Source organism: Paenibacillus massiliensis subsp. panacisoli DSM 21345, from assembly GCF_000426545.1.
GTDB lineage: Bacteria > Bacillota > Bacilli > Paenibacillales > Paenibacillaceae > Paenibacillus > Paenibacillus panacisoli.
In genome coordinates, this window is the sequence record NZ_AUFO01000039.1 from 14,545 (window position 1) to 32,598 (window position 18,054).

Here is an 18,054-nt window from a genome sequence, read left to right on the forward strand (position 1 = left end):
CTGGCGCCAACAGGCGGGCGATTGGCAGGTATTGGTGGGTAGGAGGTGCACTAACATCGGAGAGTCGATATTGATCGTAGAGGACGAGCCCAAGATTTCAAGATTGCTTGAAATTGAATTGGAATGCGAGGGCTACAAGGTTACTATAGCAGATCATGGGACAGCGGGGATGGAAGCTTATCGGGCAGGAGCCTTCGACCTGATATTGCTGGATGTTATGCTGCCCGGAATGAGCGGAATCGAGCTGCTGCGACGGATTCGTTCACAGGATCGACGGACAGCGGTTATTTTGCTCACAGCTCGCAGCATGGTGGAGGACAAGGTGGCTGGTCTTGATCTGGGGGCCAATGATTATATTACGAAGCCCTTCGAGATCGAAGAGCTACTGGCACGCATTCGGGCCGTCCTGCGGACTGTAGCGTCAGTGACCGAAGAGGATGGAGATCTGCCTAGTGAGACATGGCTTACAGCTGGAGAGCTCAAGGTGAACGAGAGTACCAGAGAAGTCTTGCGGGACAATGACGCCATTGAACTGACTCCCCGTGAGTTCGATCTGCTGGTATATCTGCTGAAGCATCAACGTCAGGTGCTGAACCGGGAGCAGCTACTGTCTGCAGTATGGGGCTACGAATATGCCGGGGAGACGAATGTAGTGGATGTGTATATTCGTTATTTACGCAAAAAAATTGATCATAACCGCAATACGGCCTTCATTCATACGGTGCGGGGCGTCGGTTATGTACTAAAGGACACGCCATGAGGCTAGGGAGCAAGATACATCTGTACTCCTCGGTCCTTTTTGCCGTTCTTCTGATCCTTATGAATGTGTCTGTATATATTGCCTTTAGCCAGCAAATCGTGCAGCACGAGATGCAGCGGGCTGAAGCGGAGGGATATAAGGCGGCAACGAGTATTCGAGACGCTGCAGAGATGATTCCGGCGGAGGACCTGCTGCGGAGCTTCGTACCGGTAAGTGGAATGATTCGAATTGTACGTGAGCAGGGAGTAGAGCCAGCTCCAGTTACCTCTCTGTCGGAGGCTGCCCTGAGCGACTGGAGACCTGCGTATTCGACTACTTTTATGATGCAAATGCATGATTTAGAGGGAAAGAGATATATCAGTGTATCTGTACCTGTCATTTGGACGAATGGTGAAATTATGAATGTGCAGTTCACAGAGAGTATAGAGGCAACGATGGGCACCTTAAATATGCTTCGAGTGGTGCTCCTCGTTGTAACCGTGATCTCCTTGATCCCCGTGCTGCTATCCGGGCGTCTGCTCTCCAGACTGATTATGCGCCCCATTGAGATGATGACCCGGACGATGAACGATATCCGGCGCAGCGGGCGTTTCCGTAGGCTTGCCTTGCAAGAGAAAGGCGGGGATGAGCTAGTAGATATGGGGCATACCTTCAATGCGATGATTGATCTGTTGGAAAGCAATTATGAGAAGCAGCAGCAGTTCGTATCTAACGCCTCGCATGAGCTGAAGACGCCGCTGACCATTATTGAGAGCTATGCCAGCTTACTGAAGCGCAGAGGTGCAGAGCGTCCCGAGCTTCTGGAGGAGTCCGTTAATGCTATTCATTCCGAGGCGATCCGTATGAAGGAGCTGACCGAGCAGCTGTTGATGCTGGCCAGTCCGAAGGAGCAATGGAAGCTGGAGCTGAGCGAAGTCGAACTGGAGGAGCTGAGCAGGGAGGCGGCAAGAGCCTTCAGCAAGGCTTATCATCGTGAGGTAGCGGTTGGACAACGCTCATTCGAGATGAGCGATGAGGGGCAATTCGTGGTGAGCGATGGAGCCGATACTACGGCAGAGCAGGCTGAACTTGCGAACCAGGCTCTCGACAAGCCAGCGGAGCAGCCGATTATTGGATATACAGATGAGCAGAAGCTGCGTCAGCTATTGTTCATATTCCTGGACAATGCAAGAAAGTACAGTGAGGAATCAATTGCAATAACGGTCGGGCTGCGAGGCGAGGAAGCCTACATTCGCGTGGTCGATCGGGGCATCGGGATTCCTAAGAAGGACCTGCCTCGTGTGTTTGACCGCTTTTATCGTGTTGATGAGGCTCGTAATCGCAAGAGTGGCGGATCGGGACTGGGACTCGCTCTTGCTGCACAGATTGCAGAGGCACTTGGCGTGCGTCTGGAGCTGGATAGCGTGGAAGGACTGGGCACAACGGTGACTGTCTGGATTCCACGACAAGAGCTGATGACCGAGCCACAGGGCTAGAAGGAGGCGAAGCATATGAAGCGGAGCAAGCGAATGATAGGATGGGTAGCCGCAGCAGTGCTGGTATTCCTTGTACTCTTAATGGCCGGGACACAGTGGCTCCGTCAGGAGGCTCCGGTAACAGCGTTGAGCCAGGAACAGGCTATACGTAGTGTCCTGGCACAATACGAGGGCGAGGTAGAGCGTGTTCAACTGCATGAAGGAAGCTACAGGATGCAACTTCGCTCCACGCAGGGGCTATATGAGCTGAAGGTCAACCCGGTTGACGGCATGATTCATTCGATTCAGCGACTGGAGACACCAGCCGCTTCGGCTCCGGTGGCGGCGGCCTTTCCTGTGCCTGCGGGAGCTAGCGAAGGTCATGGGAGTCCGGCGGAGGGATCGAGTGGGGGCAATGGTCAGGCAGGAAGGCCTGACGGCAACCAAGGCTCAGCGGGGGACTCAACCGATGCTTCGGGCTCAGGAAGCACGGATGATAGTTCAGGCAAAGGTGCTGGAGAAGGTAGTGGTGGGACCTCCGGCAACAAGCCTGCTACTGGCCAAGGAACAGCAACTGATGGACAGCGTGCTGTCAGCGAGCGTGAAGCAGCGAGACTGGCCCAGGCACAGGTCCCTGGTGAGGTCAAAGAGATTGAATACAGTGGCCGCGGGAGCAACAGGTATTATCTGGTTGAGATCGATTCCCCAAACAAGGGGGAGGCTGTCGTACAAATTCATGCCATATCCGGCAAGGTGATGTCCATTGCGTGGGACGATGATGATGAAGAAGATGACGATGACGACGATGCATGAGAGTGACGATGCACATGAACTTCGTTACAGATCTATAGATTTCACCTGTAAAATTGAGAAAGGGGAGTAATCAACGGAGGGGAAGTTTGAAACAGAAGGAGCGACAGCGACGCCTTTGTCTCTGGATTTCTACGGCTATAAGCCGTGTACATGAAAGAAATCTGGAGACAACAGCGGCCGAGGTTCAAACGTTCACCGCAGTTGCACGGACCCGAACTCTTAACATTTTCAGTTCAATCTATAGTAGGTAGAGATTAAAGACCCCAGCAATGAATAACGCTATTTTCTCATCAAATTCTAATGTTCCTGACGGAGTGTTCTCATGTTCTGCGGTTATAGTAGCTACAGGAACACAGAACAGCCAGAGGGAGGCAGTTAGAATGATGAAGACACCAACAACACCAAGAACAACATCAAATACTAAGAAAATGAGCAAAAAAGCCATTGTCATCAGCGCATTAGCTGGTACGCTACTACTCGGAGGGGCCTATGGCGCCGGATGGATCGGGTCAGGGCAGGCAGAGGCGGCGTCAAACTCCGTCAGTCAGAACGAAAAGCAGCGGATCGGTGCTGAGCAAGCCGTACAGAAGGCACTTGCTGCCTTCAATGGCACGGTAGAGGGCGTCGAACTGGAGCGCAAGGGCACGAGCCTCTATTACGAGGTGGATATTGAGAATAGCCAGGGGCAGGAACGAGATGTTCTGGTAGATGCTTACACAGGTAAAGTGCTGAAGATTCGCATCGATGACGATTATGACAAGGGAATCAGTCGACAATCCGGTCAGTCAACGCAGTCACCATCCAGTACGAATAAGCAGTCCTCTTCCAGTACAGTAATCAATGAGCAGCGAGCTACTGATATCGCCTTGAAGCAGGTCAATGGCAGCAGAGTTCTGGAACTGGAGCTGGATCGTGAACGTGGCAAGCTGGTCTACGAAATTGAAGTACGGATTAGCGGCGGTACGGCTGATGTCGTAATTGATGCAGGCACAGGCAAGGTGCTGCATGTCGATAAGGACTGGGATGATGACGATGACAACCACGATGATGACTATAATGACTATGACTTTGATTAATTAATTGATTGATTGAACAACGCTGGGTAGAATCGGGAAGAGGCAGAATGTGAATGAGGAAGAAAGACGGGGCCATGAATGCGGCTCCGTCTTTTTTTGGTGTAACGAATGCAGTTGAAAAGCTGATGAACAGCAAACATGAGCACCGTGAGTAGTATGAGTGCCGTGAGTAGTATGAGTGCCGTGAGCTTATGGCTGTGCCAGCTCTGCTACCTGCGCAGGAGACAACGCTCCATCGAAGATATTCAGCTCGTCCATGCTCCCGTGGAACGGTGGGTCCCACCAGTTCACTGCCAGACTGAAGACTCCAGTCTGAGACGTGAAATGATCAGGGAATCCACTCCCTGTGAATTGAAGCTGTCCATTTACAAATACGTTGGCTACTCCTTCCTCCACAGTGAAGGCAAGGTGAGTCCATTCATTCGTGGGAATGCTCAGCCCGGTGCTACCCGTGTACCAAGGTGAGCTGCCAGACCAGAGCATCGTCGTATTCTGCTCAGGGCCTCTTGGCAGCAGGCTGATCCAGCGATTAGCGTCTGCGGCGCCGAAGAAGGTGGTGGTATACACGGTCAACTCCTCGGGATTGACCCAGAGTGCAACGGAATAAGAGTCACCGGATAACAGTCCATCTGGCAGCGCTACTCCAGATGTTCCATCAAAGACGGCAGCCTGACCGCTAATGCCATCTGTGTAGGTAATGGTGCCACCTGCGCGGTCTATGCGGTCTCCAATCACTTCCCCGGCAACGAATGAACCAGTGTGATCCTGCAAGTTCCCGTCAAATGAATATTGAGCGGTCAGCTTCGCTGCCTCATACGGAATGACTGTAACGGTAAAGGCCTTCTGCCTGTGAATATCCCCTTTGGTTATTGTCGCTGTCAGGGTGGCCGACACGGCCTGTTCCCCGGCTTCAGGGCGAGCGATCTCGCCACTTGCTGTGACTATACTAGGGTCTGAAGTGGCCCATGTGATGGATGATTGACGGCTTCCTTCACTTGGCAAGGAAAGGTTAGCTTTGACCTTGCTGGTATCCCCAAGGGTAAGCTCTCGATATACGTTATCTACAACAGTAGTCGGAGGCAGCTCCGTCAGCTGACTGCCCCAGAGCATTTCCCCTTGTTCGGACATAACAGTGAAGACAATCTGCTCCTGCTCGGTAACCTCGTCCCATTGTTGTAGAAAGACCCCATCATGTACGCCACTGTCCAGAGTGAGACGTGCCTTTGCAGCTCCTGTCTTTTGCCAGGTACCCTGTAGATCTCCTGTAACGGTATAGTCTGCGTTAAGACGTACAGACTGTACATGCTTAATTTCGGCAGAGGAATCGCTGCCATGTGCGATGAATTGGTAATCACCGACGAGTGCATCGTCAGCGAGTGGGGTCAGGGTCTCACCGCTATAACGGTAGGGAGCGACTACGGGCCAGCCATCCTCGTTCATGAACATCTGATGGACACGTACCTCGTGCAGCTCTCCTTGCTGCGGGAAGCGGGTATGGAAGACCAGAAACACTTGACCATTATCAGGATTGGTATAGACCGAGTTGTGCCCCGGAGATACATAGCCATAGCCCACTCCTTCACCCGGATCTCCAATCTTGCTGTCGAACAGGAAGTTGCCAATCAGCTTGTTGCCATAGTCGATATTTCTGGCCCCCTCTGGAAGTACAGCATTCTGCCCTTTCACATCCAGATAAGGACCTGTTGGCGAGGTGGAACGGAAGATGCGCATGTTATAGCCGCCGTCCGAAGCCAGTCCACCGTAGGTGACGTACAGGTAGAAGTAACCAGTATCTTCATTGTATTCGATATAAGGTCCTTCACCAGACTCACCATAGCCGCCAGCGATTTTGATACCAAAATAGCGATCAATCATTCGCCCGTCGGCTGTCGTACCATCTTGTCCCGGATGGATTGGTGCTCCAGTGGTCTTGTTCAGCTCCAACAGGAAAATCCCTCCCGACCATGAGCCATAGGTCATCCACAACCGTCCATCTGTGTCATAAAAGACCGTCGGATCAATAGCGTTTGGGAACAAGCGATTACCGTAGGAACCATCAGCATTGAACCATTCTGCTCGTGGGCCAGCCAGCGTTCCTTTCTCAACTAAGTGTTGAATGTGGGTATGGGTCCATTTCTTATCCACCTGGCTGTCCCGGTCAAAGGCGCTGTCTCTCGTGAAGCCTGAATACACGATTGTATCAGCATATTGATATGGACCTTCAATATCCTGGGATACCGCCATCCCGATCGCAGAGCGAATATAGGTGGAGGAGGCGCTATAATAGATGATATAGGCTCCCTTCGAGCCGTCTTCGTTAATATAGTCCTCATTCCAGAATACATCAGGTGCCCACACGGAGAACCCGCCTTTGCTGTCTGAATCATTCTCTCCTGCCCAGGCGAAGGAACCGGCAAGGTTCTCGGATAAATCACCATACAGTGTGTTCCCAGGTGTTGTGTAACCGTTTGCAAAAGAAGTCCAGTGAGTCAAGTCGGTAGACTTGGCTGCGGCGATGTGTGAGCCGAATACATAATAGGTATCGCCATCCTTCACAATGGAAGGATCATGGACAGAGACGTTCGAGAAGGTAGGTGTCTGTGCAGGATGAGGTGCAGCTTTCGTGAGCGGAGTATTCTGTGCGTTGTGATTGGTGGTATGCTCATCCTGCTGTGTGGTCCCCGTAGGTTGGGGCTCAGATGCTGCAGCCATAGCGCCTCCTCCCCATGAAGAACCTGCAATCGTTAACAAAAGAATTAGCATTACTACTACGGTGTTTCTTGTGAGTCTGGCAGTTACCCATCGAATCATCCAGATATTCTCCTTTCTGAATTGAGAGTACAGCGATATATATTCTGGATTAATCAGTAAATTCCTTTATGTTTTTGTAAAATGTTAAGGATAAATATAAAATAAAATGGTCTAGCGACATATTACCTGCGCTTCATCAAGCGAGAGTCTAGAGAGAGTACATTCTAAAATAAGGAGAATACAGATGATTATTGTTCTGAATGAAGATTTGCGGCTGCGAGCTCTTGAGCCTGGCGATTCGAATACACTTGTCAGGTGGCTGAGCGATCCTGAGGTATTGTCATACTATGAAGGCCGTGATCGTCCGCATGATCTGGCATCGGTGCAAGAGCATTTTATCGATCATCAAGATGAGATGAGCTCGTATATCATGGAGTATAAAGGCAAGGATATTGGTTACATCCAAATCTATCCTCTTGATGAGGAAGAAGCACAAATATATGGCTATGAAGGTCATTCGGCTGGCTTATATGGAATGGATCAGTTTATAGGGGAGACTGAGTATTGGAATCAGGGCATAGGCTCCCAGCTTATAACAGCGGTGGTCAAGCATCTCGTTGAGAAGAGAGGGGCAAGCAAGATTGTATTAGATCCGCAGGCTTGGAATACAAGGGCCATAAGAGTCTATGAGAAGTGCGGATTTACCAAGAAAAAGTATCTAGAGAAGCACGAGCTGCATGAAGGAGAATTAAGGGATTGCTGGTTAATGGAATATGTAAAACCGTAAATATTATATATAGAAATCGTCTTATCGGAAATCCGCTCTTCTCATGTAAAAACTCATTTTACATAAAATGACGTTAGAATTAATAAATATACAGTAACCTTGTCTAATGTCACGGTATGGAGCAATCAACTCCATCCTATGGATGAGATAGGAGTGTTTTTGGGGCGTCATAGCCAAGAGAACGGTGAGAAGAGAATTGGATAAAGAGAGGATTTGATGCAAGTCATGAAACATCTTAACCGGAATGCCTCCGCTGCGCTGTTGTCCGTAGCATTGCTGTCGAGCACCCTGGGCGCAAGCCAGGTAGGTGCAACAGAAGCAACGACCACACCAGCTACATCAGCAACATCGACTCCAACAGCTAATACCCCGGCTGAAGCTTCAACGAGCTTCGTAGATCATTACAAGAATAATAAATCAGATTTCAAGACCGAGGATACCAACCCGGCACTTCGGTTGCTGTCTGAATTTAATAAGCTATGGAAGCCAGGTGCTTCCTGGGATTCGGGTACGAAGCTGAACAGCAGTGTACTGGATGCCAACATTCAGAAGGTGGCTGACATTGCAGCCAGCCGGACAGCCGCTGACGAAGAGCATGCTTATCTAAGCGACCGCAGAAGCCAAAGCTATAGCGTCATTGATGGTCTGGGTTCCTTGACGGATATTTATCGTGAGAATGCCGGAGCAGTCACTACTATTACCAGTGTTGCACAAGATGCCACATCCAAGAAATATGATGATGAAGGCAACAATGCAGGTGATCCAGAATCCAAGCTGGGCAAGGTTGTTACGTTGGTGAACACGCTGCGTGGGGAGTATTCCTCCTCGAACCCGTCCAAGAATTATTTCAACTATAAGCGCCCATTCCGCTGGGCAGATGATTCTCTGATCATTCCTACGCTGCTGCCAGCCAAAAAAGATGATCCTACTACTGACGGAGGATTCCCTAGTGGACATACGAATGCTGCCTATCTGACTGCATTTGCTATGGCTTACGCTGTACCAGAGCGTTATCAGGAGCTATTAGCCAGTGCCTCAGAGCTGGGAGATAGCCGCGTCGTAGCGGGTATGCATTCACCGATGGATGTCATGGGTGGACGTGTGTTGGCTACAGCATTGTCTGCTGCGATCCTGAACGATCCAGAGCATAGCGACTTGAAGAAGGCCGCTTATGAGCAGGCTCATGAAGTGCTGTTGACGCAGCAAGGTACAGCCAACGATCTGTATGCAGATGTTGCTGTCAATGAGCAAAAATACTTGGAACGTCTGACTTATGGCTTCGCACCAATTCAATCCACTACGGCACCAGCAGCTGTTCCTAAAGGTGCAGAGGTGCTGCTGGAGACTCGCCAGCCGTACCTGGATGCCGAGCAACGTCGTACGGTACTGGCTACTACAGCACTGCCTTCCGGCTATCCGTTGCTGGATGATGAAGAGGGCTGGGGACGTCTCAATCTGTATGCAGCTGCAGACGGCTTCGGTTCCTTCCCCGAACAGATCACTGTAAATATGGATGGAACGAATGGCGGCTTTCACGCGCTAGACAGCTGGCGTAATCATATCGCTGGAGTCGGCGGGCTGACCAAGACAGGCAGCGGTACGCTGAAGCTGGAGGGGAACAACTCGTATTCCGGTGGCACAGTGCTCGAAGAGGGCGTGCTAGTAGGGGCTTCCCAGACAGCCTTTGGTAAAGGCGATGTCACGATCAATGGGGGTACACTGCAGAAGAATGTGAGCGGTGAGCTGAAAATTCAAGGCAATCTGAAGCAATCGGATAAGGGGACGCTGGAGCTGCATCTGCGCAGCAACAGCGACGTCCTTACCATCCAGGGTGCCGCTGAGTTCAACGGCAAGCTTCGTCTGGTGTTCGAGAATGGCTACGTGCCTGCTATCGGTTCCAAGATCATAAGCTATGGTGCATGGAAGCAGACCGGTGATTTCACTTCGATCGAGACAGTAGGTCTTCCTGAGTCCTACCAGATCAGTCTGGATTACAAAGGCGACCAAGCCCAACTGAATATTACTAGACAGTAATTCTCATCGTATGAGAAGGGCTGAATTACTGAATGTAACGGCGTCTACCTACCCGAGCGGTAACGGCAGGCGCCGTTGTGTCATGTGGAGAGGGGAATATGCCATGGCCCGCTTCCATTGCCTGTAAAACTGCATGCCATTCAGGAGGAATGCGGTTCGACGCAGGCGCGAACTGGGATAGATAGGCGAAGTCAGGGAATACGATATTCTCAGTTAAATAGGCAGAACGGTTACTTCCTGGTCTACGGTGTCTGTTGAGCGATGCGATGATCTCCTCCGCTGGCAGAATTCCCATTCCGTGCCCGTAATACATCGTATCATTGAGCTTGATCGTGTTCTCGCCCTTCCACTCGGGCGTCTCCGGCGATACATCCGGGTTGATGAAGTAGAGAATATCTCCGGGAGTAGCCCGATGACTACCATGAACCTGAATGAGCCTCAGGTCCTCGTCATAGTGCCAATCATATAGGAGAATATTAGCAAAAAGGCGATTGAATTGCTGATCACCAATCGAGTCCAGCACAGCTTTATATAGCACAATCACCATGGCTGTTGCGCACTCAAAGGCATACATCCTCCCGTTTCTGAAGATATCACGTATGCCTTCAGCAGGAGTGACCTCCTTTCGGATGCGAAAGCCTCCCTGATCTGTCATCGTCCAATATTGCGGGTTACTGCGTGAATTCTCAAAGTCGGCAAAGGAGACTCCGCTGTAGTTCAGCGCTTGTGCGGCCCCTACGATATTTTGCCTCATAATCGCCTCGAATTGTTGTCTGTTCATATGGACATTGCCCTCCTTGGAGTCCTGGAATACTCCATTATATGGGGACAGATGCACAGGGTGCGAAGATAATCCGGTGTTCCAGAACGATCAGGCTAATATTAGCGTCCGAGCAGCGGTCTGATCTCTTGAATCACCTGCTGTAGCTGGCTTGCACATTGCTCATAGAGCTGTTTTCCTTTCTTCTGCCTTGTGGACAGGGCGAACATCTCCAGATCAGCCTCACACTTTTTGAGGCTAGCCAGCAGCATGGCTCTTTCCTCCGGCTGGGGTACTATCAGATCATCTGTGTACAGATCGACATACAGCTGTCCATAGGAATCGACCTGAGCTAGAAAAATACTGCTCGTAGTCAGCTCAAGCTTATCCAGCTCGGTATAGAGCCATTCTCTGCTGAGTCCCAGTTCGGACAGAGGAGTATCCAGAATTTTACCATCCATAATGACGATCTGGGGTGACTGCTCAGGTGCGACCTTAATGCCCAGGCTAGAGGGAGTCAAAGGCTGACTTTCCTTCATGGGTAATACATTCAGCACTCCGCTGGGTTCCATAATCGCGAACTCAACGTCGGATAGCTTGAATATGTTCTTAGCACGAAGCTGCTCCATGAGCTCATCCGAGGTCAGGCGCTCTTTCTTGAGATTGTCCTCCAGCACCTTGCCATCCTTGATAACAACCGTTGCTTTCCCATCCATGAAATCCCGTGCCTTCTTACTGTACATCTGAACATATTCGATGCCCAGCGATGCCACCACCCAGACAATCAAGGAGATGACACCAAGATACCAGGTCCCTTCGCTTTCCAACGGGATATAGGCTGCAATGCTACCGATCGTAATTCCGGTAATATATTCGAACAGGGACAATTGGGACACCTGTCTCTTGCCGAGCAGCTTGGTCATGAAGAAGAGTACCACCAGCGCGACCAATGTGCGATAGGATACGATTAACCATTCAGGCATAAGCTTGCTCCCTTCCTTGGGTCACGAAATTTAGTAGTCATATATCACAGGATGTCTGCTTATCCTGTTTTTTATGCGATAGCTTCCATTTGAATAGAGGAGTGGAAAGCTCGTCATAATAATCCAGTCAAGATATGACCGAGAGTAGGGAGGTGAGTACACATGACTGTAGCATCCGATGTGAAGACCTGTCTGGCATCCTTGAAGAGTGCTCAAGCGAGTCTAGAGCAATTTGCATTATCGACGCAAAATGAAGATGCCAAAAATCTGTTCACGAACGCTGCGCAGCAAACACTGCAGATTGTGAATCAGGTTCAAAGCAGAGTACAGCAGCTAGAGGATGAGGAGCCGCAATATCAGGGCTTCTAAGATGAATCGACTTGTACATTGAAGATCAAGAGGGAAATAGATCAGAATTAAGAGCGAATCTCTGCACAAGAGATTCGCTTTTTGCTAGATAGAGATTATGCTGCCAATTTTCTTTTTTTGAATTTGGAAATAAAATAAAAAAATAAAGAAAAATGTCATGAAAATATATTGTTTTTATGGGAAAATTATGTATAATTTAGTCAGATATCGCCTACAACGGTCAGCCCTTTTTTAAGTAGCATTTGTTGATAGCGGTTACATTATGGAGAGAGGTGCACATCTCTTCTTGACCCTATTGCGTTCCTGATCCAGAGACTACTGCGGGTGGTACTATACTAAAGTATAGGAAGGATGGTTTCTAGTGAAAAAGGGATTAGCTATATTATTGACTGGATTATTGTTAACGATCACATGGGGTACGGCTCCAGCAGAGGCAGCCCCTCGGGTTGTAGACAGTACGATTTTGGTGAAGGCCGGGGAAACGTATGATGGCAAAGGCCAGACTTTCGTTGCCAATCCCAAAACACTGGGTGACGGAAGTCAAAAAGAGGGGCAGAAGCCGATCTTCCGACTTGAGAATAATGCGACGCTCAAAAATGTATACATTGATGCTCCAGCAGCTGACGGTGTACACGTATATGGTAATGCCACGATCAGCAATGTCACCTGGCTTGATGTAGGTGAAGATGCATTGACGCTGAAATCTTCAGGTACGGTTAACATTACTGGCGGCGGGGCTTTCAAGGCCTATGACAAGGTCTTTCAGGCCAACGCTTCAGGCACCATTAACATCAAGAACTTCCGTGCGGATGATATTGGCAAGCTGGCCCGTCAAAACGGAGGAACTAGCTATCGCGTGAACTTCACGCTGGATAACTCCAATATTTCCAATGTGAAGGACTCCATTTTCAGAACCGACAGCAGCTCCAGTGCCGCCAAAATTACCAATACACGATATAGCAAAGTTCCTACACTGTTCAAAGGCTTTGCCTCTGGCAAGACAAGCCAATCCGGAAATACCCAATATTAAGCCATCCTTATTCATAGAATACAGCTGCACAAAGGGAGCACAGGTACAAGCCTGGCTTCCTTTTTGTCGTAAGTGCGACATAGCCGTCCATAATCTGATAGAATGAGAATTGGAACAGACATTCAGCTTCAAAACAGTTACCAGCGCTTATGCCTGCATTCGTGTATAATACAGCACTACATTGCAGCAGCGCGGATGCAGTTCAAATTGCAATCAGGGAGGCAGAATCGATATGAAGGAAGCAAAACGTGTGAAGTGGGGCTTGATCAGTACAGGATGGATCGCGGAGAAATTCGCAGCGGATTTGTCCCATGCAAGCAACGGGGAATTGTATGCGGTAGCTTCACGTACAATTGAAAGCGCAGACAAATTCGCTAAGCAATTCAATATACCTAAGGCATATGGCAGCTATGAAGAACTGTTAGCGGACCCGGAGGTTGATGTCGTCTACATTGGTACTCCACATCCGATGCATAAGGAGAACATCCTCAGTGCCCTTCATGCCGGAAAATCAGTCCTCTGCGAGAAGCCGGTTACGATGAACAGTGCGGAGCTGGAAGAGGTGCTGGCGGTTGCCAAGGAGAAGCAGCTCTTCTTCATGGAAGCGATGTGGACACGTTATCTTAAGCCGATTCGTCAGGTGAGAGAGTGGCTGGCTGAAGGCAAGATTGGTGACGTGCTGTTGGTCAAGGCTGAATTCGGCTTCCGTATGGAATGGGACCCCAATCATCGTCTCTTGAATCCTGAGCTGGGCGGGGGAGCATTACTGGATGCAGGGATCTATCCAGTATCATTTGCTTCCATGATATTCGGTCCGAACCCGGAACGTATGGCTAGTACAGCCCACATCGGTGAGACGGGGGTAGACGAGCAGTTCTCAATCATGCTGTCCTACAGCGAAGGTCGCACGGCCATGCTGAATGGAGCGATCCGACTGGGACTGCCGAATGATGCCTTCATCCAAGGTACCAAAGGCTACATTCATATCCCGCGCTTCCTCTTCTCGGATTCGGCCACACTTTATGTGGACGGTGAAGAGCCGGTTGTCATTAAGGATGATCGTGAATTTGCAGGCTACGCATATGAGGCTGAAGAGGTGGGAAGATGCCTGCAGGAGGGGCTTCTGGAGAGTCCGGTTATGACATGGGAGGAGTCCCTGGGCATTATGCGCTTGCTGGATCAGGCACGTGGCCAATGGGGTCTGCGCTATGAAGCAGATGACAACACGAAGGGCTAATGCACCGAATGTGGCCTAAGTATTACAGTCTCAGCGCTTCACGCCGAGGCCTTGAATGGATGTAGGCTGGTTAAGGTATATCTCATTTCACTACCCCGATCTTGTTATGGTATGGTAATATAATTTGTTGAGTGAACCTGCTCGCGTGGCCGCCTAGTTCGGCCTAGCGGGCTTTTTTTAAGTTCTTTATCGGTCGGTGGCCGAGACATATCATCTTTTTTCGGGGGGACTCCATGATTTCGCTGCAGGAAGTGAGCAAGAGCTATGTGGGAAAAGAACACGCATATACGGCCGTCGATTCCGTATCTATAGAGATCGAGGCAGGGGAGATCTATGGTATTATCGGCGCCAGCGGTGCCGGGAAATCCACTCTGCTCCGTATGATCAACATGCTGGAACGGCCAGACCAGGGAATTGTCCAGGTAGACGGACAGGATATGACCCGGCTGCGAGGAAATGAGCTGAGAACAGCCATTCGTTCGATCGGGATGATATTTCAGCATTATCATCTAGTCCATAACCGCACGGTGGGTGGTAATGTAGCCATGCCCCTGGAGTTGGCAGGCATTCCGAAGCGTGAGCGTGCGAAGCGAGTGAAGGAGCTGCTGCACTTCGTGGGACTTGCGGACAAGCTGGAGCAGTACCCGGCACAGCTGAGTGGTGGACAGAAGCAGCGGGTCGCTATTGCTCGCGCATTGGCGAATCACCCTAAGGTGCTTTTGTGTGACGAGCCAACCTCTGCGCTCGACCCGCAGACGACAGAGGAGATCCTGGAAGTACTCCGTCACGCCAATAAAGTATACGGGGCAACGATCGTACTCGTGACCCATGATATGCAGGTGATGAAGAGCTTCTGCCATCGTGTAGCCGAGATGGAGCAGGGACGTCTGGTGCGGACCTTTCGGATAGAGCAAGGGAGAGGGGGGCGGACGGATGTTTGACGAGCTGATAGCGAATCTTATCCATTATCAATCCCAGATCTGGCAGGCCATTGGTGAGACGTTCATTATGGTGGGTGTCTCGATTGCTGCGGCCGTACTGGTTGGTCTTCCGCTCGGTACGATCCTGATGCTGTGCAGGCCTGGGCAGAAGTATGAGAACAGAATCATATTCAATATAGCCAACAGTGTGGTGAATATTATCCGTTCATTTCCGTTTCTGCTGCTGGTGGTCTTTATGATTCCGTTTACCCGGCTTGTGGTTGGTACGGCACTGGGGACGATCGCAGCGACTGTGCCACTATCCGTGGTGGCCATTGCTTACTATGCCCGGCTTGTCGAGCAGGCATTGCTGGATGTACCCAAAGGTGTGATGGAGGCAGCCTCCTCCATGGGAGCTTCCACCTTGCAGATGGTATACAAGTTCTTGTATGTTGAGGCACGGTCAGGGTTGACGCTAGGTCTGACGACGGCCACGATTACCTTTATCTCCTATTCTACCGTTATGGGGGTCGTTGGAGGTGGCGGTGTTGGTGATTTTGCCATTCGTTATGGCTATCAACGCTTTGAGACGGAGCTTATGTTTTTTACAATTATTATTATGATTGTTCTTGTGCAGGCGATCCAGTTCACAGGGAATACCATAGCGCGATGGCTGGACAAGCGCTGAGTCATAAGGCTATAGTATGTATTGATTGCTCGAATACTTAAAAATCAGATATTGAGAAATGTGTCTATCCACACTCACAGATCAGCAACCATGAAGAGCAAGTCAAAAATAGAGAATATGTTGGGGGTTAAGAAAATGAAGCAGAAAATGAAAAGCACCTGGATGATGGCATTGCTGGCAATGATCCTGTTAGTAGGAGCCGGCTGTGGGCAGCAGGCAAGCGAGCCCAAGAATACGGAGTCTGCTCCCGCCGAGGAAGTGACTCTGAAGGTAGCATCTCTAATTCCACCAATGACGGATATTCTGGATGTAGTCAAGCCACTCCTCAAGGAGGACGGCATTAATCTGGAGGTTGTAGTACTTTCTGACAATATACAGCCTAATACGGCGCTGGCCAACAATGAAGTGGATGCGAACTTCTTCCAGCATGTGCCCTTCATGGAGCAATATAATGAAGCGAACGGATCTGATCTGGTCGCAGTAAAGCCGATCTATCATGCGCTCTTCGGCGCGTATTCCAAGAAATATAAGAGCATAGATGAGCTGCCAGAGGGAGCCGTTATTGCGATTCCCAACGACTCCACTAATGTTGGCAGATCACTTGTCATGTTCGAGCAGAATGGCATGATCAAGCTGAGAGAAGGGGCCGGCTACGCTGCAACCCAGGCTGATATTGTGGAGAACAAGAAGAATTATGTCTTCAAGGAAGTGGATCTCCTGATGCTGGCCCGTTCCTATGATGATGTAGATGCGGTGGCCATGTATCCTGCGTATGCAAGTCCTCTCGGCTTGACGCCGAAGAAGGATGCCTTCATTACCGAGAAGACGGATGACCGCTTCGCGATCACACTTGTGGCTCGGGGAGACAACGCTAACTCTGAGCCCATTCAGAAGCTGGCAGAGCGTATGACCGGACCAGAAGTAGCAAAATACCTGGAAGAGAACTTTGGTGAGGTATCTGTACCTGCATTCTAATGTAGAAATTAGCTCTCATCACCATGCAATCAGACCTGAAAGACTCCAATTTCACCCTAATCGTGGAATTGGAGTCTTTTTTCGTGCGCTCGCATGTCCAGTTCTGCCATCATTCTTATACCTTGTGCATAGAATTCAAAGGGGATACTCGAGACGGTGAGGACAAATTCAGACCAAGATTGTGAGATGTCGAGGTGCAGCATATTTTAATAGTGATAGAGAAGATAGGCTTTACACGTATCACAGTTCACTTGCTACCACATAGAATATGATATCTTCTGTGCTGTACCGGAAATCAACCGGAATTAGGACAGAGTATACTTCTTCGGGTGTTCATCCATTGTGTGAAGGGTATGCCAGAAATTAAGCTGAGGAGTGATAGCATGTCTCAACCCAACATACCTAATATTAGTCCTAACATAACCCTAACAAGAGATGATGCAATTAATTTGCTTCTAGCGTCCATTGCGATGGAAGAGCTGGGATTAGGTCACATCATTAATGCAGAGGCAGAGAAGATTCAATATGCTGTGGGTACATTGCCAGGTCTGACGATTCCTGCGACGATCAGTGAGCTCTTAATTGTGAATCAGAGTGTTCAGTCCACCTTGCAGGAAACAATCAAGAAGGAGCTGTTGCTTGATAGTAAGCTGCAGACGGTATTGAAGACTGTGGGACCAGTTCCAACAGGAATTACGGGACCAACAGGAGCAACAGGAGCAACAGGAGCAACAGGTCCAACAGGTCCAACGGGAGCCACCGGACCAACAGGTCCGACAGGCGAAACAGGAGTAACTGGCCCGACAGGTCCGACAGGCGAAACGGGAGCAACTGGCCCGACAGGTCCGACAGGAGAAACAGGGGCCACAGGTGGAACTGGAGCCACAGGTCCAACGGGAGCCACCGGCCCGACAGGTGAAACAGGGGCCACCGGAGGAACGGGAGCCACGGGCGAAACGGGAGCCACAGGTGAAACGGGAGCAACTGGCCCGACAGGTCCAACGGGTCCGACAGGTGAAACCGGAGGAACTGGAGCCACAGGCGAAACGGGAGTGACCGGCCCGACAGGTCCGACAGGTGAAACCGGAGGAACGGGAGCTACGGGCGAAACGGGAGTAACCGGTCCAACCGGTCCAACTGGCCCAACGGGTCCAACTGGGGAAGAAGGCGACATAGGAGCGACAGGAGCCACGGGTGCAACAGGCGAAACAGGAGCCACCGGAGGAACCGGAGCTACAGGCGAAACGGGAGCAACCGGCCCGACAGGTCCGACAGGCGAAACCGGAGGAACGGGAGCCACAGGTGAAACGGGAGCAACCGGTCCAACCGGCCCAACGGGTCCAACTGGGGAAGAAGGCGACATAGGAGCGACAGGAGCCACGGGTGCAACAGGCGAAACAGGAGCCACCGGAGGAAC

15 protein-coding genes and 1 pseudogene are annotated in these 18,054 nt (G+C 50.4%); 13 read left to right on the forward strand and 3 right to left on the reverse strand.

Features of this window, described 5'->3' with window-relative positions:
• Positions 1-55: 55 nt before the first annotated feature.
• The 4 genes from K331_RS0121865 (at position 56) to K331_RS30145 (ending at position 4,103) form a co-directional block, all read left to right on the forward strand.
• The gene (locus K331_RS0121865; protein ID WP_028591929.1) at positions 56-760 is read left to right on the forward strand and encodes a response regulator transcription factor; all 705 of its coding nucleotides are present in this window, start codon (positions 56-58) and stop codon (positions 758-760) included.
• A complete protein-coding gene (locus K331_RS0121870) occupies positions 757-2,235 on the forward strand; it encodes a sensor histidine kinase (protein ID WP_028591930.1) in 1,479 nt (492 codons plus the stop codon). Before K331_RS0121865 ends, K331_RS0121870 begins: the two co-directional genes overlap by 4 nt.
• A 15-nt stretch (positions 2,236-2,250) precedes the next feature.
• Entirely contained in the window at positions 2,251-3,027 is a 777-nt protein-coding gene (locus K331_RS31135) for a PepSY domain-containing protein (protein WP_051289967.1), read from the forward strand.
• A 380-nt stretch (positions 3,028-3,407) separates the two neighbouring features.
• Positions 3,408-4,103, forward strand: a complete 696-nt coding sequence (locus K331_RS30145) for a PepSY domain-containing protein (RefSeq protein WP_051289968.1) — start codon at positions 3,408-3,410, stop codon at positions 4,101-4,103.
• Between the two features lie 189 nt (positions 4,104-4,292).
• Here K331_RS30145 and K331_RS0121890 read toward each other — a convergent pair whose 3' ends face one another.
• Entirely contained in the window at positions 4,293-6,914 is a 2,622-nt protein-coding gene (locus tag K331_RS0121890) for a LamG-like jellyroll fold domain-containing protein (RefSeq protein ID WP_028591931.1), read from the reverse strand.
• A 184-nt stretch (positions 6,915-7,098) separates the two neighbouring features.
• Between K331_RS0121890 and K331_RS0121895 the strand changes: the two genes are divergently transcribed.
• Together K331_RS0121895 and K331_RS0121900 are read left to right on the forward strand one after the other, a co-directional pair.
• Entirely contained in the window at positions 7,099-7,641 is a 543-nt protein-coding gene (locus tag K331_RS0121895) for a GNAT family N-acetyltransferase (RefSeq protein ID WP_028591932.1), read from the forward strand.
• Positions 7,642-7,866: 225 nt separating this feature from the next.
• Complete coding sequence (locus K331_RS0121900) at positions 7,867-9,675, forward strand: acid phosphatase (protein ID WP_028591933.1); 1,809 nt, start codon at positions 7,867-7,869, stop codon at positions 9,673-9,675.
• A gap of 25 nt (positions 9,676-9,700) precedes the next feature.
• Here the strand turns inward: K331_RS0121900 and K331_RS0121905 are convergent, their stop codons facing one another.
• Positions 9,701-10,456 carry a protein-glutamine gamma-glutamyltransferase gene (locus K331_RS0121905; protein WP_028591934.1) on the reverse strand — a complete coding sequence of 252 codons (756 nt, stop codon included), beginning with the start codon at positions 10,454-10,456 and terminating at the stop codon, positions 9,701-9,703.
• A gap of 101 nt (positions 10,457-10,557) precedes the next feature.
• Complete coding sequence (locus K331_RS0121910) at positions 10,558-11,418, reverse strand: DUF421 domain-containing protein (RefSeq protein ID WP_028591935.1); 861 nt, start codon at positions 11,416-11,418, stop codon at positions 10,558-10,560.
• Positions 11,419-11,580: 162 nt separating this feature from the next.
• Between K331_RS0121910 and K331_RS0121915 the strand changes: the two genes are divergently transcribed.
• The 7 genes and pseudogenes from K331_RS0121915 to K331_RS30155 form a co-directional block, all read left to right on the forward strand.
• A complete protein-coding gene (locus K331_RS0121915) occupies positions 11,581-11,787 on the forward strand; it encodes a DUF1657 domain-containing protein (RefSeq protein ID WP_018885237.1) in 207 nt (68 codons plus the stop codon).
• 361 nt (positions 11,788-12,148) lie between these two features.
• Positions 12,149-12,817, forward strand: coding sequence for a pectate lyase (locus K331_RS0121920; RefSeq protein ID WP_028591936.1), 669 nt, complete (start codon positions 12,149-12,151; stop codon positions 12,815-12,817).
• A 232-nt stretch (positions 12,818-13,049) separates the two neighbouring features.
• A complete protein-coding gene (locus K331_RS0121925; protein ID WP_028591937.1) occupies positions 13,050-14,054 on the forward strand; it encodes a Gfo/Idh/MocA family protein in 1,005 nt (334 codons plus the stop codon).
• Between the two features lie 233 nt (positions 14,055-14,287).
• The gene (locus K331_RS30150) at positions 14,288-14,995 is read left to right on the forward strand and encodes a methionine ABC transporter ATP-binding protein (RefSeq protein WP_051289969.1); all 708 of its coding nucleotides are present in this window, start codon (positions 14,288-14,290) and stop codon (positions 14,993-14,995) included.
• Positions 14,988-15,662 (forward strand): methionine ABC transporter permease, encoded by a 675-nt coding sequence (locus tag K331_RS0121935; RefSeq protein ID WP_018885233.1) that lies wholly within the window; start codon positions 14,988-14,990, stop codon positions 15,660-15,662. The genes K331_RS30150 and K331_RS0121935 overlap by 8 nt, the downstream gene beginning before the upstream one ends.
• 135 nt (positions 15,663-15,797) lie before the next feature.
• Positions 15,798-16,637, forward strand: a complete 840-nt coding sequence (locus K331_RS0121940; protein WP_036635536.1) for a MetQ/NlpA family ABC transporter substrate-binding protein — start codon at positions 15,798-15,800, stop codon at positions 16,635-16,637.
• Between the two features lie 383 nt (positions 16,638-17,020).
• A pseudogene (locus K331_RS30155) lies at positions 17,021-18,054 on the forward strand (collagen-like protein); the annotation flags it as partial.